Origin of the sequence: Isoptericola sp. NPDC019571, assembly GCF_044389385.1 — a bacterium.
Classification (GTDB): Bacteria; Actinomycetota; Actinomycetes; order Actinomycetales; family Cellulomonadaceae; genus Isoptericola; species Isoptericola nanjingensis.
In genome coordinates, this window is record NZ_JBIRXZ010000010.1 from 182,315 (window position 1) to 205,199 (window position 22,885).

A 22,885-nucleotide genomic window follows, 5' to 3' on the forward strand; every position below is an offset into this window, starting at 1 on the left:
GTCTGGCGCAGTTCGCCCCGCGAACGACGCCAGACGAGCGCCCACAACGCTCTCCGGTACCCGACCCGCCTGAAAGAGACGCAACGATGCCCCTCGTCGCCGGCGTGGACTCGTCCACGCAGTCCTGCAAGATCGTCGTCCGCGACGCCGAGACCGGCGCCCTGGTGCGCTCCGGCACCGCGAAGCACCCCGACGGCACGTCGATCGACCCGCAGCACTGGTGGGACGCGTTCCGGTCCGCGGCGCAGGAGGCCGGCGGCCTCGACGACGTCGCCGCGATCGCCGTCGGCGGCCAGCAGCACGGCCTCGTCGCGCTCGACGCCGAGGGCCGCGTGGTCCGCGACGCCATCCTCTGGAACGACACCCGCTCCGCCGCCGCGGCCGAGGACCTGATCGCCGAGCTCGGCGACGGCGACCGCGAGGCCGGCGCGCAGGCCTGGGCCGACGCCGTCGGGTCCGTGCTCGTCGCGTCCCTCACCGTCACCAAGCTGCGCTGGCTGCGCGACGCCGAGCCCGAGAACGCGGCGCGCGTCGCCGCCGTCGCGCTCCCCCACGACTGGCTGACCTGGCGCATCGCCGGCTACGGCCCCGAGGGCGAGTCGCCGCTCGGGCCGCGGCTCGACGCGCTCGTCACGGACCGCTCCGACGCGTCCGGCACCGGCTACTACGACGCCGAGGCAGAGAACGGCGCGGGCGCGTACCGCCCCGACCTGCTGACGCTCGCCCTGGGGCGCGACGACGTCACGCTCCCCCGCGTGCTCGGCCCGGCAGAGGCGGGCGGCGTGGCGCACGCGTCGGTCGCCGGCGCGGACGTCGAGGGCGGCGCCCTCATCGGGCCCGGCGCCGGCGACAACGCGGCCGCGGCCCTCGCGCTCGGCATGACCCCCGGCGACATCGCGATCTCGATCGGCACGTCGGGCGTCGTGTCCGCGGTGGCGCCGACGCGCACCGCCGACGGCTCCGGCGCCATCAACGGCTTCGCCGACGCCACCGGCAACGCGCTCATGCTCGCGGTCACCCTCAACGCCGCCCGCGTGCTCGACGCCGCCCGCGCGGTGCTCGACGTCGACGTGCACGAGCTCGCCGACCTCGCGCTCGCCGCCCCGCCCGGCGCCGACGGCCTCGTCCTCGTGCCCTACCTCGAGGGCGAGCGCACCCCCAACCGCCCCGACGCCACCGGCACGCTGCACGGCGTCCGCCTCGCGACGTCCACCCGCGAGCACCTCGCGCGCGCCTACGTGGAGGGCATGCTCTGCGGCCTGGCCGACGGCCTCGACGCGCTGCGCGCCCAGGGCGTGCCCATCGAGCGCGTCATGCTCATCGGCGGCGCCGCCCAGTCCCCCGCGGTGCAGCAGGTCGCGACGCAGGTCTTCGGCCTCGCGATCGGCGTGCCCGAGCCGGGCGAGTACGTGGCCGACGGGGCCGCGCGCCAGGCCGCGTGGGTGCTCGCGGCCGCGGCCGACCCGGACGTCGCCGCGCCCGCCTGGTCGACGACGGTCGCCACCACGCTGGACGCCGACCCGCGCCCGGTGGTCCGCGAGCAGTACGCCGCCGTCCGCGACCTGGTCTGAGCCTGGTCCTCGCCGCGCCCCCGACGGGCGCGACGAGGACCCTGGCACGGCGGGAAAGCGATTACTAGGCTGGCGCCATGATCGACCTGCACCCGCTCGTCGAGCGCGCCGTCGCGCACGACATCGCCCTGCACACCCTCGACGTGCGCGTGGGCGACGACCGACGTGTCGCCGCCGTCGCACCCACCCGCGGCCACGACGTCCCGCAGCGGATGTTCTCGGTGTCCAAGACGGTCACCGGCCTGGCCGTCGGGCTGCTCGCCGCCGAGGGGCGGCTGTCCCTCGACGACCCGGTCGTGCGGCACTTCCCCGACCTCGTCGCGGGCCACCCGCCGCACCCGTGGCTCGAGGCCACGACGCTGCGGCACATGCTCGCGATGGTCGGCCCGCACCGCTCGACGACGTACAAGGTGCGCGGCGGAGGCTGGCTGGAGTCGTACTTCCGCGTGGAGCCCACGCACCCGCCGGGCACCCTGTTCACGTACGACACCAGCGCGTCGTACACGCTGGCCGCGCTCGTGGAGCGGACCACGGGCGGCACGCTCGCCGACTACCTGCGCCCGCGGGTGCTCGACCCGCTCGGCATCTCCCCCGGCCTACGTTTCCTGCCCGGCCCGGACGGCTTCAGCCACGGCGGCTCCGGCCTGATCGGCACGCCCGACGACCTGACCCGCCTGGCCCGGCTGCTCAACGACGGCGGCGTGCACGACGGCGCGCGGCTGCTCCCGGCGGAATACCTCGCGGCCGCGACGTCGCCGCAGTCGGACCCCGCCATGCAGACCTGGGGCGGGCCGTTCCGCGCGGCGTACGGGTTCCAGCTGTGGCTGCCGCCCGCCGGCGGCTGGCTGATGTTCGGGATGGGCGGGCAGATCGTCTACGGCGACCCCGAGCCGGGGGTCACCGTGGTCGTCACCGCCGACTCGCAGGCCGCGGCGAGCGGCGACCAGAAGCTGCTGGACCTCGTCCTCGACCACCTCGTCGGGCCCGCGCGCGAGCTGGTGCGGGCGGGCGGGGAGGCCGCCGCGCCCCCGGCGGGAGCCGCCGTCACGACGCTCACCTGGCCCACCCCGAGGCACGACGCCGCGCACGCGCGTCCGCTGGCCGGCACCTGGGCCGGCCGCACCCCGGGCTCTGGCCCGGCGGACCTGACGCTCGATGTCGACGCCGCCGGGGGCACGATCGCGTCGTCCGACGGCTGGTCCATCGCGCTCGACACGACCGGCCCGCTGACGACCCGGATCGGCGAGGAGCCGGCGGTCGTCACGGCGGGCTGGTCCGCCCCCGGCACCCTCGACGTGCGCGCGGGGACCCACGGCGACGAGCTGGCCACGCTCCGGCTCCGCCTGGCCCTGGCCGACGACGGCGCCCTCGCCGTCCAGTCGCAGGGCTTCGGCGAGACGCTCGACCCGCGGTGGACGTTCCACGCGGCCTACTCCCGCTGACACCACCCGATCGTCGTGGGCGCTCGTTCGGCGCTATTCGTCTCGCGAACAGCGCCGAACAAGCGCCCACCACGATCCCCGGGTCAGCCCTTGACCGAGCCGATCAGCGCGCCCTTGACGAAGAACCGCTGGATGAACGGGTACACCAGCAGCATCGGCAGCGTCGCCACGAAGATCACGGCCATCTTCACCGACTGCGCGGGCGGGACGACGTCGACGGCGCTCTCGTCGGCGTTCATGCCGGACGCGACGATGACGATCTGACGCAGCAGCACCTGGATGGGCCACTTCTCCGAGTCGTTGATGTAGAGGATGGCCGCCTGGTACGTGTTCCAGTAGTACACGGCGTAGAAGAGGCCGATGGTCGCGATCGACGCCAGGGACAGCGGCAGCACGATCCGCAGGAACACCCCGAGGTCCGAGCAGCCGTCGATGCGCGCGGCCTCCTCCAGGCTGTCCGGGATGCCCTGGAAGAAGCTGCGCATGATGACGAAGTTGAACGCGTTGATCAGCACCGGGAGGATCAGCGACCACAGCGAGTCGATGAGCCCCAGCTTCTGCACCACGATGAACGTGGGGATCATGCCGCCGCTGAACAGCATCGTGAACACGACGAGGAAGTTGATCACCCGCCGGCCCTTGAGGTAGCGCTTGGACAGCGCGTACGCCATGAGCGCCGTGACCAGCAGGCTGAGGAAGGTCCCGCCCACGGTGACGATGACGGAGACGCCCATCGCCTGGAAGATCGTCGACGTCGACAGGATGTACCGGTACGCGTCGAGCGTGAACGTGTGCGGGATCAGGATGAACGGCCGGGTCGCGATCTCGCCCGGGGTGGCGAGCGAGCTGCCCAGCACGTTGAGGAACGGGATCAGGCACAGCAGCGCGAAGCCCGTGAGGACGACCACGTTGACGACCTGGAAGACGCGCACCCCGACCGAGGGCTTGCGGGTCCGGCCCGTGGGGCGGAGGGGCCGTGCGGCGGGCGCTGCCGCGGCGATCTTGCTCATCTGGAACTCCCGGTTCGGGGCTGGTCGGAATGCTGGTCGGTCGTGCGCAGGGCGAAGAGCCCTGCGGTGACGAAGAACCCGAAGGCGATCGGGTACAGCAGGAGCTGGCTGCCGAGGAGGCAGGCGAGCCCGGCGGCGAGGAACCACCACCCGGTCGTGCGTCGGGCGGGGCGGCGGCGCGCGAGCGCGAAGCCGACGACGGTGAGCCCGAGCACCACCGGCACGGTGAGGCTGAACCACGCCGCGAGCGTGCGCGTGGCCTCGTACGCGGCGTCGACCGGGACGCCCGCCGCGCCGGCGACCCCGCCGTCGGCGAGCAACGGGTAGAGCGTGTCGGCGAACGTCGCCTCGTCGACGCCGTTCACCACGAGGGTGAACGCGCCGAGGGAGAGCGTCGTCAAGGCCGCCGCCACCCCGGCCACCCAGAGCTCGACGGTGCGCCGGACGACGACCGCCGGACCGGCGGGCTCGGGCGCGGCGTCGCCGGCGGCGCGGCGGGCGGGCGTGTCGGTCATGGCCATGTCAGCCGTTCACCTCGGCGTAGGCGGCCGTGAGCTCCTGCTCGATGTCGCCCAGACCCTGCCCGCGGAGCTTCTCGATGGCGGCCTCGTAGTCCGCCATCTCGATCTGGCCCACGACGTACTTGTTGTAGGCGTCCTTGGCCGCGTCGTGGACCGTGGTCCACTGCCGGTCGTAGGCCTCGGAGGACAGCGACTGCGTCGGGTTGACGACGGCGTACTGCTCGTTCTCGAGCATCTTCTCGTTGCCCTCGTCGACGTACGGCTCGGTGCTCTTGTAGGTCACGACCTTCTCGGACAGCCGCGACGACGAGTAGGGCTGGACCTCCTGCTCCCAGGCGGTCTGGTCCTCGATCGTCACCACGCCGTCGGCGTCCTGCGAGTAGTGCGTGCCCTCGACGCCGTTGGTCATGAGGCCGAACGCCTCTTCGTCCAGCAGCTTGTCGGCGAACCCGAGCACCCGCTGGAGCTCGGCCTCGTCCTTCACCTCCGACTTCGGGAAGGACAGCCAGCCGCCGAGCCCGCCGGCCGTGTCGGTGAGGATCCTGCGTGGCACGTCGCCCGAGGTCATGTCGTTGACCAGCGCCCACGTCATGGGCGTCTCGGGGTCCGCGTCCTGCGCGAGCGCGAGGTAGCCCTTGGCCTCGAACAGGCCCGTGACCACGATGCCGCCCTTGCCGCGCGCGATGGCGTCCTGCTGGTTCGTCTTCTGCATCGTCACGAACTCCTGGTTGACCGCGCCCTGCTCGTACACGCCGCGGTACCACTCCATCGCCTGCTTGAAGGCGTCGCCGTCGAGCGTCGAGCGCACCTGGCCGGCGTCGTCCACCTCGAAGTCGTCGCCGGCGCCGAAGTACCCCGACAGGGACCGGAAGCCCAGGTCGAAGCTCTCCTCGCGGTCGATGAACCCGGTGGTGTCGTCCTTGCCGTTGCCGTCCGGGTCGTCCTTCGTGAACGCGACGGCGACCTTCTCCAGGTCCTCGATCGTGTGCGGCACCTCCAGGCCCAGGTGGTCCAGCCAGTCCTGGCGGACCACCACGCCGTAGCGCGCCTTGATCTTCTGGAACGGCACCCCGTAGAGCTTGCCGTCCAGGCGGGCCGCGTCCAGCGTCTGCGGGTCGATCTCGGCGAGGTTCGGGAAGTCCTTCAGGTAGGGCTCCACGTCCCAGAACATCCCCGACGTCAGCGACTGCCGCACGGTCGAGCTGTCGACCGGCGCCATCGACACCATGTCGGCGAGCGCGCCCGACGAGAGCGCCGCGTTGAGCTTCTCGGCCGACGACGCCGCCGGCACCCACTGGACCTTGAAGTCCTCGCCGGTGTGCTTCTCCAGCGCGGTCTGGATCGGGCCGTCCTCGTCCGGCGTCACGGGCGTGTGCAGCGTCGCCATCCACGTGATGGGGCCGCCCGCCGCACCGTCGTCGTCGCCGGACCCGTCGCTGCCGCACGCGGTCAGGGCGAGCGCGGCCACCGCGGCCGCGGCCGCACCCTTGGCGAACAGGTTCTTCCTCATGCGAGGTGCTCCTCTCGTGTCGCCTGCTCCGTCGCAGGCGTGCTCGACGCGCGGGAGACGCCGGTGTCGTCCCGCTCGATCCGGCCGGTCACGTCGGTGAGCCGCAGCGTGGGGCTCGCCTCGGCCGTCACCTCGGGGCCGACCGCCCCGACCACCCGCACCCGGGTGAAGGCGGAGTCGGCCACGTACCCGACGCGGATGCCCGCGCGCGCCACCGCCTCGACCCCCGCCGCCATCGCGGGGACGCCCGGCACCGCGTCCTCGGCGAACGAGATCGCCACGTCGTCGAGGGTGATCTCGCTGAGCGGCGCCTCGGGCAGGCCGTACAGGTGCGCCGCCGCGGCATGCACCCCGCGGGCGGTCACGTGGGCCAGGTGGATCCGCCGGAACGCGGGCGTCCGGTCGTCCACCGGGTGCGGCGACCGGTCGCCGACCCACGGCTCCTTGCCGTCGGGTCCGCAGAAGTAGAAGGGGTTGATCACGAACGGGCACAGCACCCCGTCCATGATCACGTTCGCCACGCGCACGTCCTCGACGACGCCGCCACGCCCGCGGCGCGACTTCAGCCGGATCCCGCGGTCGGTGCCGGAGAACACGCAGCCGGTGATGACGACGTTGCGGATGCCGCCGCTCATCTCGCTGCCGAGCACCACGCCGCCGTGGCCGTGCACCATCGTGCAGCCGGTGATCGTGATGTTCTCGCACGGCACGCGCTCGGCGGTGCGCTCGGTGCCCGCCTTGATCGCGATGCAGTCGTCGCCGACGTCGATGTGGCAGTCGCTGATCCGCACGTTCCGGCACGACTCCGGGTTGATGCCGTCCGTGTTGGGCGAGTCGGCGGGGTTGTGGATCCGCACGCCGGACACGCTCACGTCCTCGCACAGCAGCGGGTGGACGGTCCAGGCGGGAGAGTTCGTGAGGGTGACGTCGCGGATCGTCACCCGGGTGCACTCGTGGATCCCGACGAGCGTGGGCCGGGGGTGCACGAGGGACTCCCGGTCGTGGCGGAACGTGTCCCACCAGGCCGCGCCGCCGCCGTCGATCGTGCCGCGGCCGGTGATCGCGACGTCGGTCTCGCCGTGCGCGTAGACGCACGGCTGGTGGATGGTGGAGCTGGCGCCCTCCCAGCGGGCCTCGACCGGCGGGTAGAGCGCGGGATCGGGCACGAACTCGAGCCGCGCGCCCGCCTCGAGGTGCAGCTCGACGTGCGAGCGCAGGCGCAGGGCTCCCGTGCGGTGGGTTCCGGCGGGCACCACCACGGTGCCGCCGCCCGACGCCGCGGCGTCGTCGATCGCGGCCTGCAGGGTCGTCGTCGCGAGGGTCTCGTCGAGGGTGTGCACGTGTGGCCTCTCGGTGGTGCCTGGTGCGGCGGGCGGGCGTCCGGCCTTCTCGGGGCCGGACGCCCGCTCACCGACTCGGGAAGGTCAGCCGTTCACCTTGGCGTAGGCCGCGGTGAACTCCGCCTCGATGTCGTCCAGGCCCTGGCCGCGCAGGTCCTCGACGACCGCCTCGTAGTCGGCCATCTCGATCTGGCCCGTGAGGTAGCGGTTGTAGGCGTCCATCGCCTTGTCCTCGATCGTCGACCACTGCCGGTCGAAGGTCTCCGAGCTCAGCGACTGCGTCGGGTTGATGACGGCGTCCGGCTCCTGCGCGGCCATCTTCTCGTTGGCCTCGTCCACGTAGGGCTTCGTGCTCTTGTAGGTGACGATCTTCTCCGAGGGGCGCGACGACGAGTACGGCTGCACCTCCTGCTCCCAGGCGGTCTGGTCCTCGATCGTCACCACGCCGTCGGCGTCCTGCGAGTAGTGCGTGCCCTCGACACCGTTGGTCATGAGGCCGAACGGCTCCTCGTCCATGAGCTTGTCGAGGAAGCCCAGCACCTTCTTGACCTCGGCCTCGTCCTTCACCTCGGACTTCGGCAGGGCGAGCCAGCCGCCCATGCCGCCGCCGGTGTCGGTGATGATGTGGTGCGGCTGGCCGTCGAGCGTCATGTCGTTGACGAGCGCCCACTTCATGGGCGTCTTCGGGTCGGCGCTCTGCGCGAGGTCCACGTAGTTCTTCGCCTCGAACAGACCCGTGACCACGATGCCACCCTTGCCGCGGGCGATCGCGTCCTGCTGGTTCTGCTTCTGGACCGTGACGAACTCCTGGTTCACCGCGCCCTGCTCGTACACGCCGCGGTACCACTCCATCGCCTGCTTGAACTCGTCGCTGGCGAACGCGGCGTGCACCTGGCCCGAGTCGTCGACGGAGAACTTGTCGCCCGCGCCGAAGTACCCGGTCAGCGAGCGGAAGCCGACGAGGAAGCTCTCCTCGCGGTCGATGAACCCGGTGGTGTCGTCCTTGCCGTTGCCGTCCGGGTCGTCCTTGGTGAACGCGACGGCGACCTTCTCCAGGTCCTCGATCGTGTGCGGCGTCTCCAGGCCCAGGTGGTCCAGCCAGTCCTGGCGGACGACGACCCCGTAGCGCGTCTTGATCTTCTGGAACGGGACCCCGTAGAGCTTGCCGTCCAGTTTGGCGGCCTCGAGGGTGTCGGGGTCGATCTTCGCCAGGTTCGGGAAGTCCTTCAGGAAGGGCTCCACGTCCCAGAACTGCCCGGCCTTGAGCGCCTGACGCACGGTCGTGCTGTCGGTGACCGTCAGCGACACGATGTCGGCGAGCTGGCCGGACGCGAGGGCGGAGTTGATCTTCTCCTCCTTCGACGCGTCCGGGACCCACTGCATCTTGAACTCCTGGCCGGTGTACTCCTCCAGGGCCGTCTGGATCGGGCCGTCCGCGTCCGGCGTCACGGGGGTGTGCAGCATCGACATCCAGGTGATCGGGCTGTCGTCGGCCTTGCCGTCGTCGTCGCCCGAACCGTTGCTGCCGCAAGCGGTGAGCGCGAGCGCGGCCACCGCGGCCGCGGCCGCACCCTTGGCGAACAGGGTCTTGCGCATGGGTACTGCTCCTCTCATGACACCTGCTCCGTCGCAGGCGAGATCATCGGGTGGTGCAAGGAACGGTGGGTGGAGCCCGGGACCTCCGGGGACTCCTCCAGGGGGCGGAAGACGATGCGGGTGACCAGTCCGACGACGAACGCCGGGAGCCCGGCCCCGAAGAGCAGGAGCAGCGGCGTGGCGTACGTCCACAGCAGCCACCAGGCCGCGCCGACGGCGGCTGCGCCGATGATCGTCCAGTGCAGCGAGCCGAAGCCGATGAGCAGCGCTGCGGCGAACCGGCGCCGCGTGGTGGCGATGTCGGTTGTGGCCATGACGGGGAAGACGTAGGCGGTGGCGACACCGAGCACGACGAGCGCCAGCACGTTGACCGCCTGGAGGATCCACGTCGGGGCGAGGAAGACGTTGGTGACGATCACGCCGCCCGCACCCAGGACGACCGCACCGGCGAGCATCGCCTCGCCTGTCCGCTCGCGGACGTCGGCCACGAACGTGCGGGCGAGCGGGGGCGTCTCGCCGTGCCGCAGCCAGCGGTCCACGGACTTCGCCGTCGCGTACGACGCCGGGCCGAACCCGAGCAGGCCGAGCCCGAGGATCGTCGTCGCAAGCCACAGCACGCTCAGGGCCGCGACCCGGAAGATGCCGCGACAGATCGCGTCGATCCGCACGAAGCCCTCGAAGGAGAACATCAGTAGACGCCCTCCTCGCCGAACCGCTTGGCGAGGCGGTTGGCGAAGACCACGAGGACGAGGCCGACGAGCCCCTTGAACAGGCCGACGGCGGCCGCGTAGCTGAGCTGCCCGTTCTCGATACCCGCCGTGTACACGTAGGTGTCGAAGATGTCGGCGACGTCGCGGTTCAGGGAGTTCATCACGAGGAACATGTGCTCGAAGCCGAGCTCCAGGAAGTCGCCGATGGCGAGGATGAACATCACGATGATGGTGGGCCGGATGGCCGGCAGCGTGATGTGCCAGGCCTGGCGCATCCGGCCCGCGCCGTCGAGCTCGGACGCCTCGTAGAGCTGGACGTCGACCGCGGTCATCGCGGCGAGATAGACGATGGTGCCCCAGCCGGCGCCCTTCCAGATCTCCTGGAAGATGTACATCGGCCGGAGCCAGTCGGGATCGGTGAGGAACGGGACCGGGTCGAAGCCCCACGAGACCAGCAGGTTGTTGACGGACCCGCCGTCGGTCGTGAGCAGCACGTAGAAGATCGAGACGACGATCACCCACGACAGGAAGTGCGGCAGGTAGACGACCGACTGGATGCTGCGCTGGAACCACTTCGTGCGGACCTCGTTGAGCAGCAGCGCCAGGATGACCGGCACCGGGAACGCGAAGATCAGCATCCCCAGCGAGATCATCAGGGTGTTGCGCAGCAGGACGTAGAACGTGTCCTCGGAGAAGAAGCGCACGAAGTGGTCGAAGCCGACCCACGGGCTGCCGCCGATGCCGAGGAACGGCAGGTAGTCCTGGAAGGCGATGACGAGCCCGCCCATGGGCGCGTACTTGAAGAGGATGAAGTACAGGATCCCCGGCACTGCCATGAGGTAGAGCGCCTTGTGCTTCCACAGCGCCGGCACGCGCTTGCGGCGCGGGCGCGCGGGCACGCCGCCACCGGACGTCGTCGGCGTCGTCGGAGCCGCGGTCTTCGCGGCGGTGACCGCGCTCATCGCGCGGTCCCCTCGATCATCACAACCACCATTGGCGTGCCCCTCTGCTCGTCCTCGAGCTGTCCGCGCTCCTGGTGAAACGCGCCGGTAACCGGTTTCTCGGAAAGGTACCGGACAGGTCCCGGAATCGGCAAGCGCCTTCCACCGATCGGTGTCGAGATCGTGATCTGGCGCTCGCCGAGGAAGCACGAGACCGCCGGGTGGCCCCGTCTCGGCGAGGTAGCGGGCCCCGGGCCGAGGTAGTACCGGTCGTGGCGAGGGAGTACCCGGTCACGGCGAGGTGGAACCGGGGCACCGGGAACGGGTACTACCTCGGCACGGCTCGAACTACCTCGCAGGGACGGGCGTGTAGGTGCGCACGCGATGGCGCAGGGCGTCCGGGCCGGACGACGTCGCCCACGCGCCGTCGTCGGCGATCTCCCAGGTCAGCGCATCGACGACGGGGGCGAACGCGTCGCCCTCGACCGCCAGGTCGATCTCGGTGACGACGAGCCGGTCGGCGAGCGCCAGGGTCGCGGCGTAGACCTCGCCGCCGCCCATCACCCAGACCTCGTCCCCGCCGGGGGCCGCGGCGGCGAGCGCCAGCGCCTCGTCGATCGACGCGGCGGTGACCGCGCCCTCGTCGGACCAGCCGGGCCGCCGCGTCACGACGACGTTGGTGCGCCCCGGCAGCGGGCGGCGCGGCAGCGACTCCCACGTGCGGCGCCCCATGACGACGGGGTGCCCCGCCGTCGTCGCCTTGAAGTGCGCGAAGTCCTCCGGCACGCGCCAGGGGATCTCGCCCGCGGCGCCGATGACGGGCCGGCCCGCGGCGTCGTGCGCCTGGGCCCAGATCAGACCGATCACGTCGTCGCCGGGGTCAGACCGCGACCGGGGCCTTGATGCCCGGGTGGTGCTGGTAGCCGAGCACCTCGATGTCCTCGTACGCGTAGTCGAAGATCGAGTCGCGCGGCGCGAGGCGGAGCGTCGGGTAGGGGTACGGGTCGCGCTCCAGCTGGGTGCGGACCTGCTCGACGTGGTTGTCGTAGACGTGGCAGTCGCCGCCCGTCCAGACGAACTCCCCCACCTCGAGGCCGGTCTGCGCGGCCACCATGTGCGTGAGCAGCGCGTACGAGGCGATGTTGAACGGCACGCCGAGGAACAGGTCGGCGGAGCGCTGGTAGAGCTGGCAGCTCAGCTTCCCGTCCGCCACGTAGAACTGGAACAGCAGGTGGCAGGGCGGCAGCGCCATGTCCGCGAGCTCCGCCACGTTCCACGCGCTCACGATGAGGCGGCGCGAGTCCGGGTCGACCTTGATCTGGTCGATCACGCCCGCGATCTGGTCGACGTGCTGCCCGTCCGGCGTCGGCCACGACCGCCACTGCACGCCGTACACCGGGCCCAGCTCGCCCTCCGGCGACGCCCACTCGTCCCAGATCGTCACGCCGTGCTCCTGCAGCCACCGCACGTTGGAGTCGCCGCGCAGGAACCAGAGCAGCTCGTACGCGATCGACTTGAGGTGCACCCGCTTGGTCGTGATCAGCGGGAACCCCTGCTGCAGGTCGTAGCGGAGCTGCCGCCCGAACACGCTGCGCGTGCCCGTCCCCGTGCGGTCCTCCTTGTGCGTGCCGTGCTCCAGCACGTCGCGCAGGAGGTCCTCGTAGGGGGTGGGGATCGCAGCCATGCGGCAACCCTACGACCCTCGCGACACCGCCGGCGGCGCCGCGACGGCGCGTCGCTGCGGAGCCCGGACCGGCCTTCACGGCGGCAGTTCGGGTTCGGGTCGGCAGTTCGAGCTGCCGACCCGAGCCCGAAGTGCCGCGCCGACGTCTCGGACGTCACACCCCGCGGCAGTCACGGAGGAGGGCGCTGCGCGGTCGACGTGGTGAGAGCGCCCGACGGGCGCGGCACAGGAGGCAGTGATGCGACGCATCGTGATCGTCGGTGGCGGCTACGCGGGCTTCACGACGGCCCGGGAGCTGGAGAAGGGCCTGCGGCGGGAGCTGCGGCGCGGGGAGGTGGAGCTGGTGCTCGTCGACCCGCGCCCGTACATGACGTACCAGCCGTTCCTGCCGGAGGTGGTGGCCGGGTCCGTCGAGGCGCGGCACGCGGCGGTGGCCCACCGCAGACACCTGCGCCGCACGCGGCTGGTCGACGGGTCGGTGGTGCGCGTGGAGCACGCGGACCGGGTCGTGGTCGTGCGGCCGCGCTCGGGAGAGACGTACCGCCTGCCCTACGACACGGTCGTGGTGACGGCGGGCGCGGTGACGCGCGTCTTCCCCGTCCCGGGCGTCGCGGAGCACGCCATCGGGATGAAGCACGTCGAGGAGGCGGTCGCGATCCGCGACCGGCTGCTGACGTCGTTCGACCGGGCGGCGAGCCTGCCGCGCGGCCCGGAGCGGGAGCGGCTGCTCACCGTGACGTTCGTCGGCGGCGGGTTCTCCGGCGTCGAGGGCTTCGGCGAGCTGCTGTCGCTCGCGCACGACCTGCTCCCCCGGTACCCGGAGATCGACGCCACCGAGCTGCGGTTCCACCTCGTGGAGCTCAGCGGCCGCATCCTGCCGGAGGTGACGGACCGCCCGGGCCGGTGGGTCGTGGAGCAGCTCGAGCGCCGCGGCGGGCGCGTGCACCTCGGCACGGGCCTGGAGTCCGCGGTCGACGGGGTCGTCCGCCTCTCGACCGGCGAGGAGTTCGCGTCCGGGCTGCTGGTGTGGACGGCGGGCAACGCCGCGAACCCGGTGGTCGCGACGCACACCGACCTGCCGGTGGACCGCCGCGGGTACGTCGTCGTGCGGCCCGACCTGCGGGTCGGCACGGACGACGAGCCCGTCGACGACGCGTGGGCCGCGGGCGACGGCGCCGCCGTGCCCGACCTGGCCGTCGCGCGGCCCGGCGCGCTCGCCGTGCCCAACGCGCAGCACGCCGTCCGGCAGGGCCGGCGTCTGGCGCGCAACCTGGTCGCGAGCCTGCACGGTCGCCCCACGCGCCCGTACGTGCACGGCAGCCTCGGCGTCATCGCCACGCTGGGGCTGGGGTCGGGCATCTTCCAGTCCCGCGGGATCGTGGTGCGCGGCCGGCTCGCGTGGCTCGTCCACCGCGGCTACCACCTGCTCGCCGTCCCGACGTGGGAGCGCAAGGCCCGCGTGCTCGCGGTCTGGCTCACCGCCGCGGCCTTCGGGCGCGACGTCGTCTCCCTCGCGTCGGTGCAGACGCCCCGCGCCGCGTTCGCCGCGGCCACCACGCCCGACGACGCGCCCGACGACGTGAGAGCCGCGCAGGACGACGCTCAGGAGGCCGTGGCGTAGCCCGCCAGCTTGTCGGGGTTGACCTGGACGTACACGTGCTCGACCCGCCCGTCGACGACGTCGAGCGCCAGGAGCGCGAACGGCGCGCCGTCCAGGTCGACCACGACGGCGGGCAGGCCGTTCGCCTCGACGGCGCGCACCGTGCCGGCGTCCCAGAACTTGCGCCACACGTTGTCGAGGAAGAGCGACACCCGCGCGAGGCCGACCAGCTCGACGCGCGACGCGTGCACCCGCCCGCCGCCGTCGGGCCGCGCGACGACGTCGTCGGCCAGGTAGCGCTCGAAGCGCGCGAGGTCGCCCTCGTGCGCGGCGGCCACGAGCTCGTCGAGCAGGCGCCGGTGCTCGCCGGGGTCGACGGGTACCGCCTCGCGCGTGCCGAGCCGGTCGCGCGACCGCCGGGCGAGCTGGCGTGCGTTCGCCTCGGTGAGGTCGAGGATCTCCGCGATCCGCCCGTACGGGTAGCCGAACGCCTCCCGCAGCACGTACACGGCGCGTTCCACCGGCGTGAGCCGCTCCATGAGCAGCAGGGTCGCGAGCTCGAGGGCCTCGGCACGCTCCGCTCCCAGCGCGGGGTCGTCGGAGGTGTCGACCGGCTCGGGGAGCCACGGCCCGACGTACGTCTCGCGACGGGCGCGCGCCGACGTCGCCGCGTTGATCGCGAGCCGCGTCGTCACGGTCGTGAGGAAGGCCGCCGGGTTCCGGACCTGGTCGCGGTCCGTGCCCTGCCAGCGGAGCCAGGCGTCCTGCACGACGTCCTCCGCCTCGGCGACGCCCCCGAGCATCCGGTAGGCGATGCCGAACAGCTGCGGCCGGACGGCGAGGAACGCGTCGAGCGCCCCGGCGCCCTCGGTGTCGTCGAGGGGGCCGGGGCGCTCGGGCGCGTCGGGACGCGACGTCATGCGGCCAACGCTACGCCCGCGCCCCGGCGAAGTCCGCGTACGTCACGGCGCCGAGCCGGGCGTCGCCCTGCGGCACGATCGAGTCGTCCGCGAGCACGGCCCCGAAGTACGACGCGGCCGGGTCTGCCACCACCTCGCGGGCGTCTCCCGACGCCCCGAGCGCGGCGGCGATGAACTCGTCGAACCGCACCCGCTCCGGGCCGGCGACGTCGAGCACGACATCGCGCGGCTGCCCCGCGGCCGCCTCGGCCACGAACCGCGCCACGTCCGCCGACGCGATCGGCTGGAACCCGACGGGCGGGATGCGCACCACGCCGTCGACCGTGGCGCCGTCGGCGATCCGCGGCGCGAACTCGAAGAACTGCGTGGCGCGCACGACCGTCCACGGGACACCGCCGGAGCGGATCAGCTCCTCCTGCGCCACCTTGGCCCGCAGGTACCCGGAGTCCGGGTTGCGGTCGGCGCCCACGATCGACAGCGCCACGTGGTGCCGCACGCCCGCGCGTTTCTCGGCGTCGAGCAGCGTGCGCGTCGACGTCGCGAAGAAGCGCAGCACGTCGTCGTCCGCGAACGACGGCGAGTTCGACACGTCCACGACGACGTCGGCGCCCGCGAGCGCCGCGTCCACGCCCTCGCCGGTCAGGGTGTCCACGCCCGTGCTGGGCGCGGCGGCGACCGCGTCGTGCCCGGCCTCCGTGAGGTGTGCGATGACCTGCGTCCCGATGAGTCCCGTCCCACCGACGACCACGATCTTCATGAGCCTGTCCTCTCTGCGGTGCTGCTGAGGTGTCCCTGCGGCGGGCGGCCCGGTGGCCGCCCGACACCCTGTCGACCGGGGACCGCGGCGGTCCGTGACAGGCGCGGTCGTGTGACCCCGGCCACACCGGAATCGGACGGGCGGCCCGCACGTTCTCCTCGGGACGTCCCGGACTTCCCCGGACGAGCAGTGGGAGGATCACCTCATGACGGACCAGAGCACCGCGCCCGACACCGCAGCCCCCGTGACGCCGTCGCCCACCGACCCGCTGTGGGTGGAGCGCACCGGCAACCGCACCTACCGCGGGCACACCGCCCGCGGCGCCAGCGTGGAGATCGGCCCCGTGGAGGCGGGCGCCGTCTTCACGCCCGGCGAGCTGCTCAAGATCGCGCTGGCCGCGTGCGCGGGCATGAGCAGCGACACGAAGTTCGCCCGGGTGCTCGGCGAGGCGTACGAGGCCGTGATCCGGGTCGAGGACGCGAAGGACATGGACGAGGACCGGTACCCGGTGCTCACCGAGCGCTTCGAGATCGACCTGTCGGGGCTCGACGAGGCCACGCGGAACAAGACCCTGCTGCTGGCGCAGCGCTCGATCGACCGGGCCTGCACCGTGGGCCGCACCCTCAAGGCGGGCGCCCTGGTGCCGCCGGCCGTCTTCGAGCAGCCGGCCGGCGACGCGGAGGAAGCCGCGTCGTGACCGGGCGCGGCAGGGGTGGCGAGGGCCCGACGCCGGGCGACGAGGTCGTGCGCCCGGACGTGCCGGGAGACGGGGCGGGCGACGAGCTCACCGAGGTCCGGGACCCGGCCGCGCGCGGCGAGGAGTGGGCCCGGTACCGGCCGACGCCGCTGCTCGACGCGCTGCTCGACAAGGCCGTGACGATCCCGTCCGCCGCGATCCACAAGCACGTGGACCGGCTGCGGGCACGAAACCCCGAGGCCGACCCGGCCGGGATCGTGCGGATCCTGGAGAAGGAGTACCTGACCCTGCTGACGACGGCGGGCGGCGCCGTGGGCGCGGCGGCCGCGGCGCCGTCGGTCGGGACGGCCGCGGCGACGGCGCTCACCACCGGCGACGTGGCCACGTTCTTCGGCGCGTCGGCGGCGTTCGCGCTCGCCGTCGCCGACGTGCACGGCATCGAGATCGACGACGTGCCGCGCCGTCGCGCGCTGCTCCTGGCGACCGTGCTGGGCGACCGGGGCGCGAAGGACGTCGAGAACGCGATCGGCGGCTCCTCCGTGGCGTGGGGCAAGGTGCTGCTCACGTCCATGCCGCAGACGACGATCAAGCGGGTCAACAAGACGCTCGCCCGCCAGTTCCTCAAGCGGCAGGTCGCCAAGCAGGGCTCGCTCGCGCTCGGTCGGCTGCTGCCGTTCGGCGTCGGGTTCGTCGTGGGCATCGCGGGCGGGCGCGCGCTCGGCCACGGCGTCGTCGCGCAGTCGCGGCGCGCGTTCGGCCCGCCGCCCGAGCACTTCCCCCGCGTCGTGGAGCTGGTGCTCGAGCCGGGCGACGACGTCCCGACGCTGCGCGCGCCGGACGCGCCCCGGCGCACGTCGCCGAGCCGGTGGCTGCCGCGCCGCAAGGGGCGTGGCCGCACGCCGGAGGACGACGGCTCGTGACGACGCCCGCCACGCCCCGCGCCCACCACGTCGAGGTGGCACGCGTCGTCCCGGTGGAGGCGTCCGTCGCGTTCGCCTGGGTGGCGGACCTGCGCACCCACCCGCGGTGGATGATCGCCACCAGGCTCGAGGGGGCGGCCGGGCCCGGCCCCGAGGTCGGCGACCGCTACACGATGGCGAGCGGCCCGGGCGCGCGGCGCGACCCCGGCGCCGCCCTGGCACGCCTCGTGGTCATCGACCGGATGGTCGTGGAGCAGCTGGAACGCCCCTCCACCGCGGCGGCGCGCGTCGGCCGCACCCGGCTGCGCAAGCTCGGCCCGGTGCTGCTCGGCGAGGCGGGCTTCGACGTCGTCCCGATGGACGCCGGCCGCTGCCGCGTCGTGTGGTGGGAGGAGGCGTACCTCGCCGGCCCGCTCCCCCGCGCCGTCACCGCGCCGCTGGTCGGGATCGCCCTGCGGGGCTTCATGCGCCTCTCGCTGGGCCGGCTCGCGCGGGCGCTCGACCGCCGGCGCTGACCGGTCGCGGCGACCGGCGCCCCGCCGTCGTGGGACGCCCTGCCGCCGCCGACCCACGGCCGGTATGGTCCGTGGGGTGAGCACCGAGGGTTCCACCGCGCCGTCGTCCACCACCCCGACCGCCCAGGCCGCCGACCTCGCCGAGAGGCTCGGGGACCTGCGCCGCGAGTACGCGGACCTGCAGGCCCGCGGCCTGAGGCTCGACCTCACGCGGGGCAAGCCGTCCGCCGAGCAGCTCGACCTCTCCGAGGCGCTGCTGGCTCTGCCGGGCGAGGGCCACCACACGGCCGAGGACGGCACGGACACGCGCAACTACGGCGGGCTCGCCGGGCTGCCCGAGCTGCGCGCCATCTTCGCCGAGCTGCTCGGCGTGCCCGTCGACCAGCTCCTCGCGCAGGGGAACGCCTCGCTGACGCTGATGTACGACACGATCGTGCAGGCGCTGCTGTTCGGCGTGCCGGGCTCCGAGCGCCCCTGGTCGCGCGAGGAGCAGATCACGTTCGTCTGCCCCGTGCCCGGGTACGACCGGCACTTCGCGATCTGCGAGGAGCTGGGCATCCGCATGGTCACCGTGCCGATGACGCCCGACGGCCCCGACGCCGAGGCCGTCGCCGCGCTCGTCGCCGACGACCCGACGATCAAGGGCCTGTGGGTCGTGCCGACGTACGCCAACCCGGACGGCTCGGTCGTCTCGGAGGCCGTCGCCCGGCGCCTCGTGTCGATGCCCGCCGCCGCCCCCGACTTCCGCATCTTCTGGGACAACGCCTACGCGGTGCACCACCTCACGGAGCACGAGGAGAAGTCCGCGAACGCGATCGGCCTCGCCGCCGAGGCCGGCAACCCCGACCGCGTGCTCCTGTACGCGTCGACGTCGAAGATCTCCCTGGCGGGCTCCGGCGTCGCGTTCTTCGCGTCGTCGCCCGCCAACGTCGCCTGGTTCACGAAGCACCTGGGCATCCGCTCCATCGGCCCGGACAAGGTCAACCACCTGCGGCACGCGCAGTTCTTCGGCGACGCCGCCGGCGTGCGCGCCCACATGCGCAAGCACCGCGAGGTCCTCGCGCCCAAGTTCCGCGCCGTGGTCGACATCCTCGACGCGCGGCTCGGCGACGCCGGCGTCGCCACCTGGACCCGGCCCGACGGCGGCTACTTCGTCTCCGTCGACGTCGTCCCGGGCACCGCGGCGCGCGTGGTGCAGCTCGCCAAGGAGGCCGGCATCGCGCTCACCCCGGCCGGCGCCACCTTCCCGTACCACCAGGACCCGAACGACCGGAACCTGCGCCTCGCGCCCACCATGCCGCCGCTGGACGAGGTGCGCGTCGCGATGGACGGCGTCGCCACCTGCATCCTGCTCGCCGCGGCGGAGGCCGCCGCCGCGTCCTGACGGTCACCCACCCAGAGCGTTGTGAGCGGACGATTGGCCCTGTCGTGAGGCCATGACGGGGCCAATCGTCCGCTCACAACACTCCGGGCCTGCGGGATCACAGGATCTTCGCGCTTCCTCTCGGGGCGGGTCACGACGGCCCGCTGCGACCTGCACACGCCCGGCCTAGGCTGCTGGGGACGCCCGCGGCAGACGCCGAAGCCCGCGGCGCGAGGCCTTCGTGCCGGCGGGTGCGGCGGGCGTCGGACAGACGACCCCGACCTGGACCCGACGCTCCGTGACCTCCTCCCCCCGCAACTCCGCCCCGGGCGCCCCCGTCGACGACCCGCACGACGACGCGAAGGACGCCCCCGCCAAGACCCGGCTCTCGCTCACCCAGGTGGTGGCGAGCGCCCTCGCCGCGGTCAGCGCCACGGTGCTGATGTCCTTCTTCGGCGTCGCCGGGACGATCATCGGCGCCGGCCTCGCGAGCGTCATCACGGTCATCGGCAACTTCCTCTACACGCGCTCGATCGAGAAGACGCACGAGCAGCTCAAGCCCGTCGTCACCAAGGTGGTGGCGCGCACCGGCCCGAGCGTCGGGCGCTCGCGCACCGCCGCGATCCGCGTCAGCGGCACCGCCACGACGGCGCGCGGCACGGTGGTCAGCACGTCGGACGCCGCGGACACCCTGGCCGACGGCACCGTCGCCGGGGCGCAGCCGCTCGACGCCACCGCGCCGCTCGACTCGACGCAGGTGCTCGGGGATACCCGGCCCCTCGGCCCGGTCGGCGCGGTCGGCACCGAGCTCGCGGCCGACGACGGCGCGGGGCCCGACGGCGGGACGGCCGCCGGCGACGACGCGCCCGAGTGCGAGGAGCCGGAGCCGCGCAACGCCTGGCTGCGCTTCGTGGAGAAGCACGGCACGAAGAAGGTGCTGGCCCTGTCGGCGGCGGCCCTGTTCGTCGTCGTCATGGGCGTGGTGCTGGTCGTCGAGCTCGTCATCGGCAAGCCGCTGTCCGACGCCGTGCGCGGTCAGGAGGGGTCCGGCACCAGCATCAGCCGCACCTCGAACGGCTCCGACGACTCGACCACCGTGCCCGCCCCGACGAGCCCCGCCGAGGACCCGACGAACGTGCCCGAGGACGACTCCGGCACGGGCACCGGCGACCAGGGGTCCGACGAGTCCACCACCGGCACCACCGACGGCACGACGGACCAGCCGACCGACGAGCCGACCGACGGGAGCACGGACCAGCCGACCGACGAGCCGACGGACGGCACCGAGACCGACACCCCGACCGACGAGCCCACGGGCGGCACCGACACCGACGAGCCGGCGGAGGGCGCCGGCGACGGGTCCGACTCGTCGGAGGGCGGCACGGACACCGGCGCCGGCACGGGGACCGGGGGTACCGTCCCCGACGCCGAGCAGGACCCCGCCGCGACGCCGACCCCCACCCCGGCGTCCTGACACGGGCCCCGAGACGCCGAACAGGCGGTTGCTCCCGTCCTGACGCGCCGTGACGCGCGAGAACGGGAGCAACCGCCTGTTCGGGGCCCGGGAGGGTCAGTTCCCGAGCACGGCCTTGAGGAACTCCTGGGTGCGCTCGTGCTTGGGGTGGGTGAACATCGTCTCGGGGTCGGCTTCCTCGACGATCTTGCCGTGGTCGAACATCAGCACCCGGTTGGAGACGTCGCGGGCGAACTGCATCTCGTGGGTCACGAGCAGCATCGTGATGTCCGTGGTGCGGGCGATCTCGCGGAGCACACCGAGCACGTCGGCGACGATCTCCGGGTCGAGCGCCGAGGTCACCTCGTCCAGCAGCAGGATCTCCGGGTCCATGGCGAGGGCCCGCGCGATGGCGACGCGCTGCTGCTGGCCGCCGGAGAGCTGGTTGGTCTTGAAGTCGCGCTTGTCGGTCATGCCGACCTGCTCGAGCAGCTCCTCCGCCCGCTGGACCGCCTCGGCCTTGCTCTTGCCGAGCACGTGGACCGGCGCCTCGATGATGTTCTCCAGCACGGTCATGTTGGGGAACAGGTTGAACTGCTGGAAGACCATCCCCACCCGGTTGCGCACGACGCGGCGGCGCTTCTCCGAGACCTCGACCCACTTGTCGCCCTTGTACTCGTGCGTGTAGGGGTCGCCGTCGATGAGGATGAGCCCGCCGTTCGCCTCCTCGAGGGTCATCAGCAGGCGCAGGATCGTCGTCTTGCCGGAGCCCGACGGGCCGATCAGGGTCACCCGGTCGCCCTGCGCGACCGAGAAGTTCAGGCCGTCGAGCACCACGTTGTCGCCGAAGCGCTTGGTGACGTCGCAGAACTCGATGGCGGGGTTGCCGTTCGAGGTGTTGCTCATGTTCTGGCTCCCTGTGGAGGTCGTCGGGTCAGGCAAGGCGGATCTCCATCCGGCGCACGAGCAGCGCCGCCGGGTAGCTCACCACGAGGAAGAGCAGCCCCACCATCGTCAGTGCCTCGATGTACGAGAAGGTAAGCGCGCCGTACTGCTGCGCCGCCTGGTACATCTCGACGACCGAGATCGCGAACAGGTATGGCGTCTCCTTGAACATGGAGATCGCGTAGTTGCCCAGGCCGGGCAGGGTGTTGCGGATCGCCTGCGGCAGGATCACGGCGCGCCACATGCGGGCCTTCGGCAGGTTCAGCGCCGTCGACGCCTCCCACTGCCCCCTCGGCACCGCCTCGATCCCGGCGCGGTACACCTCGGACATGTACGTCGCGTAGTGCACACCGAGCACCGTGAACCCGACGACGAGCGTCGGCACGGCCGGGAGCATCAGCCACACGAACACCAGCTGCACCAGGAGCGGCGTCATGCGGATGAAGTCGATGACGAGCCGCAGCGGCGCCCGGACCCAGCGGGTGGGCGCCCGCAGCGCGAGCGCGAACACAAGGCCGAGGACGGAGGCGATGATCATGCCCACGACCGTCGCCTCGACGGTGATCACCAGACCGTCGAGCAGCTTGGGGAGGACCTCCCAGGCCTTCTCCCAGTCCCAGATGCTCTCGTTCATGCGGCACCTCCCACCACGGCTCGACCATTCCCGTTCTTCGCCTCGGTCAGCGCCGGCTTCATCCGGAGCGCCTCACGCAGCGTCGGGCGCGTACCGCGACCGAGCCGCCGCTTGGCCCTCTCCTCGAGCCAGTTCATGCCCCAGGTCAAGAGGTAGGCGATGGCGAAGTACACGAGCAGGCCGACGGTGAAGCTGAAGAAGACGTCGCTCGTCGCGCGCCGCAGCTGCGTGGTCCAGAAGAACAGGTCGTGCAGCGTGATGTAGTAGGCGAGCGCCGACCCCTTGAGCAGCTGGATCAGCAGGTTCGTCAGCTGCGGGATCATCAGCGCCCACGCCTGCGGGAAGATCACGCGTCGCACCCGGTGGAACCAGCCCATGTTGAGCGCGATCGTGGCCTCCCACTGCGCCTTCGGCACGGACTCGATCGAACCGCGGACCACCTCCGCGCCGTACGCGCCGTAGTTGAGGCCGAGCGCGACGATGGCGACGGCCAGCGCCTCCATCTTGAAGCCGAAGACCGGGAGCACGTAGAAGATCCAGAAGATCTGGACCACCAGCGACGTGCCGCGGAAGAACTCGATGACCACCCGGGACGGCCCGCGCACCCAGAGTGTCTGGGTGCGCGCGCCGAACCCGAGCACCAAGGCCACGACCATGGCGAGCACGGCGCCACCGAGGGTCATCTCCAAGGTGACCAGCACCGCGTCGCCGAGCGCGGGCAGCCTCTCGATCAGTGTCTGGATGTCGTCTGACATG

At 72.6% G+C, this 22,885-nt stretch carries 22 protein-coding genes; 8 read left to right on the forward strand and 14 right to left on the reverse strand.

The window, feature by feature from the left end; all coding sequences use genetic code 11:
- The first annotated feature begins 86 nt into the window (after positions 1–86).
- Together xylB and ACH443_RS17430 are read left to right on the forward strand one after the other, a co-directional pair.
- Positions 87–1,571, forward strand: a complete 1,485-nt coding sequence (xylB, locus tag ACH443_RS17425) for a xylulokinase (protein ID WP_429764385.1) — start codon at positions 87–89, stop codon at positions 1,569–1,571.
- 77 nt (positions 1,572–1,648) lie between these two features.
- Positions 1,649–3,013 carry a serine hydrolase domain-containing protein gene (locus tag ACH443_RS17430; protein WP_430591029.1) on the forward strand — a complete coding sequence of 455 codons (1,365 nt, stop codon included), beginning with the start codon at positions 1,649–1,651 and terminating at the stop codon, positions 3,011–3,013.
- Positions 3,014–3,096: 83 nt separating this feature from the next.
- Here the strand turns inward: ACH443_RS17430 and ACH443_RS17435 are convergent, their stop codons facing one another.
- From ACH443_RS17435 to ACH443_RS17475, 9 genes are all read right to left on the reverse strand, one after another.
- Entirely contained in the window at positions 3,097–4,023 is a 927-nt protein-coding gene (locus tag ACH443_RS17435; RefSeq protein ID WP_429764383.1) for a carbohydrate ABC transporter permease, read from the reverse strand.
- Positions 4,020–4,538: a hypothetical protein gene (locus tag ACH443_RS17440; RefSeq protein WP_429764382.1), complete on the reverse strand. Its 519-nt coding sequence runs from the start codon at positions 4,536–4,538 to the stop codon at positions 4,020–4,022. The genes ACH443_RS17435 and ACH443_RS17440 overlap by 4 nt, the downstream gene beginning before the upstream one ends.
- Positions 4,539–4,545: 7 nt before the next feature.
- A complete protein-coding gene (locus ACH443_RS17445) occupies positions 4,546–6,054 on the reverse strand; it encodes an extracellular solute-binding protein (RefSeq protein ID WP_430591030.1) in 1,509 nt (502 codons plus the stop codon).
- Complete coding sequence (locus ACH443_RS17450; protein ID WP_429764380.1) at positions 6,051–7,394, reverse strand: glycoside hydrolase family 28 protein; 1,344 nt, start codon at positions 7,392–7,394, stop codon at positions 6,051–6,053. The genes ACH443_RS17445 and ACH443_RS17450 overlap by 4 nt, the downstream gene beginning before the upstream one ends.
- 84 nt (positions 7,395–7,478) lie before the next feature.
- Positions 7,479–8,990: an extracellular solute-binding protein gene (locus tag ACH443_RS17455; RefSeq protein ID WP_429764379.1), complete on the reverse strand. Its 1,512-nt coding sequence runs from the start codon at positions 8,988–8,990 to the stop codon at positions 7,479–7,481.
- A 14-nt stretch (positions 8,991–9,004) separates the two neighbouring features.
- Entirely contained in the window at positions 9,005–9,679 is a 675-nt protein-coding gene (locus ACH443_RS17460) for a YesL family protein (RefSeq protein WP_430591031.1), read from the reverse strand.
- On the reverse strand, positions 9,679–10,662 hold the full coding sequence (locus tag ACH443_RS17465; protein ID WP_429764377.1) for an ABC transporter permease: 984 nt from the start codon (positions 10,660–10,662) through the stop codon (positions 9,679–9,681). The genes ACH443_RS17460 and ACH443_RS17465 overlap by 1 nt, the downstream gene beginning before the upstream one ends.
- A 327-nt stretch (positions 10,663–10,989) precedes the next feature.
- On the reverse strand, positions 10,990–11,508 hold the full coding sequence (locus ACH443_RS17470; RefSeq protein WP_430556577.1) for a dihydrofolate reductase: 519 nt from the start codon (positions 11,506–11,508) through the stop codon (positions 10,990–10,992).
- Positions 11,509–11,521: 13 nt separating this feature from the next.
- On the reverse strand, positions 11,522–12,325 hold the full coding sequence (locus ACH443_RS17475; protein ID WP_429764375.1) for a thymidylate synthase: 804 nt from the start codon (positions 12,323–12,325) through the stop codon (positions 11,522–11,524).
- A 238-nt stretch (positions 12,326–12,563) separates the two neighbouring features.
- Between ACH443_RS17475 and ACH443_RS17480 the strand changes: the two genes are divergently transcribed.
- Positions 12,564–13,946, forward strand: coding sequence for an NAD(P)/FAD-dependent oxidoreductase (locus tag ACH443_RS17480; protein WP_430591032.1), 1,383 nt, complete (start codon positions 12,564–12,566; stop codon positions 13,944–13,946).
- On the opposite strand, the gene sigJ is transcribed toward ACH443_RS17480, so the two are convergent.
- Positions 13,928–14,845 (reverse strand): RNA polymerase sigma factor SigJ, encoded by a 918-nt coding sequence (sigJ, locus tag ACH443_RS17485; RefSeq protein ID WP_429764373.1) that lies wholly within the window; start codon positions 14,843–14,845, stop codon positions 13,928–13,930. The genes ACH443_RS17480 and sigJ overlap by 19 nt on opposite strands.
- A 10-nt stretch (positions 14,846–14,855) precedes the next feature.
- Positions 14,856–15,602 carry an SDR family oxidoreductase gene (locus ACH443_RS17490; protein ID WP_430591033.1) on the reverse strand — a complete coding sequence of 249 codons (747 nt, stop codon included), beginning with the start codon at positions 15,600–15,602 and terminating at the stop codon, positions 14,856–14,858.
- 205 nt (positions 15,603–15,807) lie between these two features.
- On the opposite strand from ACH443_RS17490, the gene ACH443_RS17495 reads away from it, so the two are divergent.
- The 5 genes from ACH443_RS17495 (at position 15,808) to ACH443_RS17515 (ending at position 20,571) form a co-directional block, all read left to right on the forward strand.
- Positions 15,808–16,299 (forward strand): OsmC family protein, encoded by a 492-nt coding sequence (locus tag ACH443_RS17495; protein ID WP_430591034.1) that lies wholly within the window; start codon positions 15,808–15,810, stop codon positions 16,297–16,299.
- Positions 16,296–17,219, forward strand: a complete 924-nt coding sequence (locus ACH443_RS17500) for a hypothetical protein (protein ID WP_430591035.1) — start codon at positions 16,296–16,298, stop codon at positions 17,217–17,219. The genes ACH443_RS17495 and ACH443_RS17500 overlap by 4 nt, the downstream gene beginning before the upstream one ends.
- Positions 17,216–17,734: an SRPBCC family protein gene (locus ACH443_RS17505; RefSeq protein WP_430556582.1), complete on the forward strand. Its 519-nt coding sequence runs from the start codon at positions 17,216–17,218 to the stop codon at positions 17,732–17,734. The genes ACH443_RS17500 and ACH443_RS17505 overlap by 4 nt, the downstream gene beginning before the upstream one ends.
- A gap of 64 nt (positions 17,735–17,798) precedes the next feature.
- Positions 17,799–19,118 carry an aminotransferase class I/II-fold pyridoxal phosphate-dependent enzyme gene (locus ACH443_RS17510; RefSeq protein WP_430591036.1) on the forward strand — a complete coding sequence of 440 codons (1,320 nt, stop codon included), beginning with the start codon at positions 17,799–17,801 and terminating at the stop codon, positions 19,116–19,118.
- 277 nt (positions 19,119–19,395) lie between these two features.
- Positions 19,396–20,571, forward strand: coding sequence for a hypothetical protein (locus ACH443_RS17515; RefSeq protein ID WP_430591037.1), 1,176 nt, complete (start codon positions 19,396–19,398; stop codon positions 20,569–20,571).
- Between the two features lie 96 nt (positions 20,572–20,667).
- On the opposite strand, the gene ehuA is transcribed toward ACH443_RS17515, so the two are convergent.
- Genes ehuA through ehuC form a run of 3 tightly spaced genes read right to left on the reverse strand, consistent with a single transcriptional unit; the run spans position 20,668 to position 22,884 of the window.
- Entirely contained in the window at positions 20,668–21,456 is a 789-nt protein-coding gene (gene ehuA / locus ACH443_RS17520; protein WP_430591038.1) for an ectoine/hydroxyectoine ABC transporter ATP-binding protein EhuA, read from the reverse strand.
- Positions 21,457–21,484: 28 nt separating this feature from the next.
- On the reverse strand, positions 21,485–22,129 hold the full coding sequence (gene ehuD, locus ACH443_RS17525) for an ectoine/hydroxyectoine ABC transporter permease subunit EhuD (protein WP_430591039.1): 645 nt from the start codon (positions 22,127–22,129) through the stop codon (positions 21,485–21,487).
- Positions 22,126–22,884, reverse strand: coding sequence for an ectoine/hydroxyectoine ABC transporter permease subunit EhuC (gene ehuC / locus ACH443_RS17530; RefSeq protein WP_430591040.1), 759 nt, complete (start codon positions 22,882–22,884; stop codon positions 22,126–22,128). Before ehuC ends, ehuD begins: the two co-directional genes overlap by 4 nt.
- Position 22,885: the final 1 nt, after the last annotated feature.

Bases quoted from the DNA above. Each gene is read 5' to 3' on its own strand.
- sigJ (WP_429764373.1), bottom strand. From the start codon at position 14,845: ATGACGTCGCGTCCCGACGCGCCCGAGCGCCCCGGCCCCCTCGACGAC.
- ACH443_RS17490 (WP_430591033.1), bottom strand. From the start codon at position 15,602: ATGAAGATCGTGGTCGTCGGTGGGACGGGACTCATCGGGACGCAGGTC.
- ACH443_RS17430 (WP_430591029.1), top strand. From the start codon at position 1,649: ATGATCGACCTGCACCCGCTCGTCGAGCGCGCCGTCGCGCACGACATC.
- ehuD (WP_430591039.1), bottom strand. From the start codon at position 22,129: ATGAACGAGAGCATCTGGGACTGGGAGAAGGCCTGGGAGGTCCTCCCC.
- ACH443_RS17495 (WP_430591034.1), top strand. From the start codon at position 15,808: ATGACGGACCAGAGCACCGCGCCCGACACCGCAGCCCCCGTGACGCCG.
- xylB (WP_429764385.1), top strand. From the start codon at position 87: ATGCCCCTCGTCGCCGGCGTGGACTCGTCCACGCAGTCCTGCAAGATC.
- ACH443_RS17510 (WP_430591036.1), top strand. From the start codon at position 17,799: ATGGTCCGTGGGGTGAGCACCGAGGGTTCCACCGCGCCGTCGTCCACC.
- ACH443_RS17440 (WP_429764382.1), bottom strand. From the start codon at position 4,538: ATGACCGACACGCCCGCCCGCCGCGCCGCCGGCGACGCCGCGCCCGAG.
- ACH443_RS17445 (WP_430591030.1), bottom strand. From the start codon at position 6,054: ATGAGGAAGAACCTGTTCGCCAAGGGTGCGGCCGCGGCCGCGGTGGCC.
- ehuC (WP_430591040.1), bottom strand. From the start codon at position 22,884: ATGTCAGACGACATCCAGACACTGATCGAGAGGCTGCCCGCGCTCGGC.
- ACH443_RS17435 (WP_429764383.1), bottom strand. From the start codon at position 4,023: ATGAGCAAGATCGCCGCGGCAGCGCCCGCCGCACGGCCCCTCCGCCCC.
- ACH443_RS17475 (WP_429764375.1), bottom strand. From the start codon at position 12,325: ATGGCTGCGATCCCCACCCCCTACGAGGACCTCCTGCGCGACGTGCTG.
- ACH443_RS17465 (WP_429764377.1), bottom strand. From the start codon at position 10,662: ATGAGCGCGGTCACCGCCGCGAAGACCGCGGCTCCGACGACGCCGACG.
- ACH443_RS17455 (WP_429764379.1), bottom strand. From the start codon at position 8,990: ATGCGCAAGACCCTGTTCGCCAAGGGTGCGGCCGCGGCCGCGGTGGCC.
- ehuA (WP_430591038.1), bottom strand. From the start codon at position 21,456: ATGAGCAACACCTCGAACGGCAACCCCGCCATCGAGTTCTGCGACGTC.
- ACH443_RS17460 (WP_430591031.1), bottom strand. From the start codon at position 9,679: ATGTTCTCCTTCGAGGGCTTCGTGCGGATCGACGCGATCTGTCGCGGC.
- ACH443_RS17480 (WP_430591032.1), top strand. From the start codon at position 12,564: ATGCGACGCATCGTGATCGTCGGTGGCGGCTACGCGGGCTTCACGACG.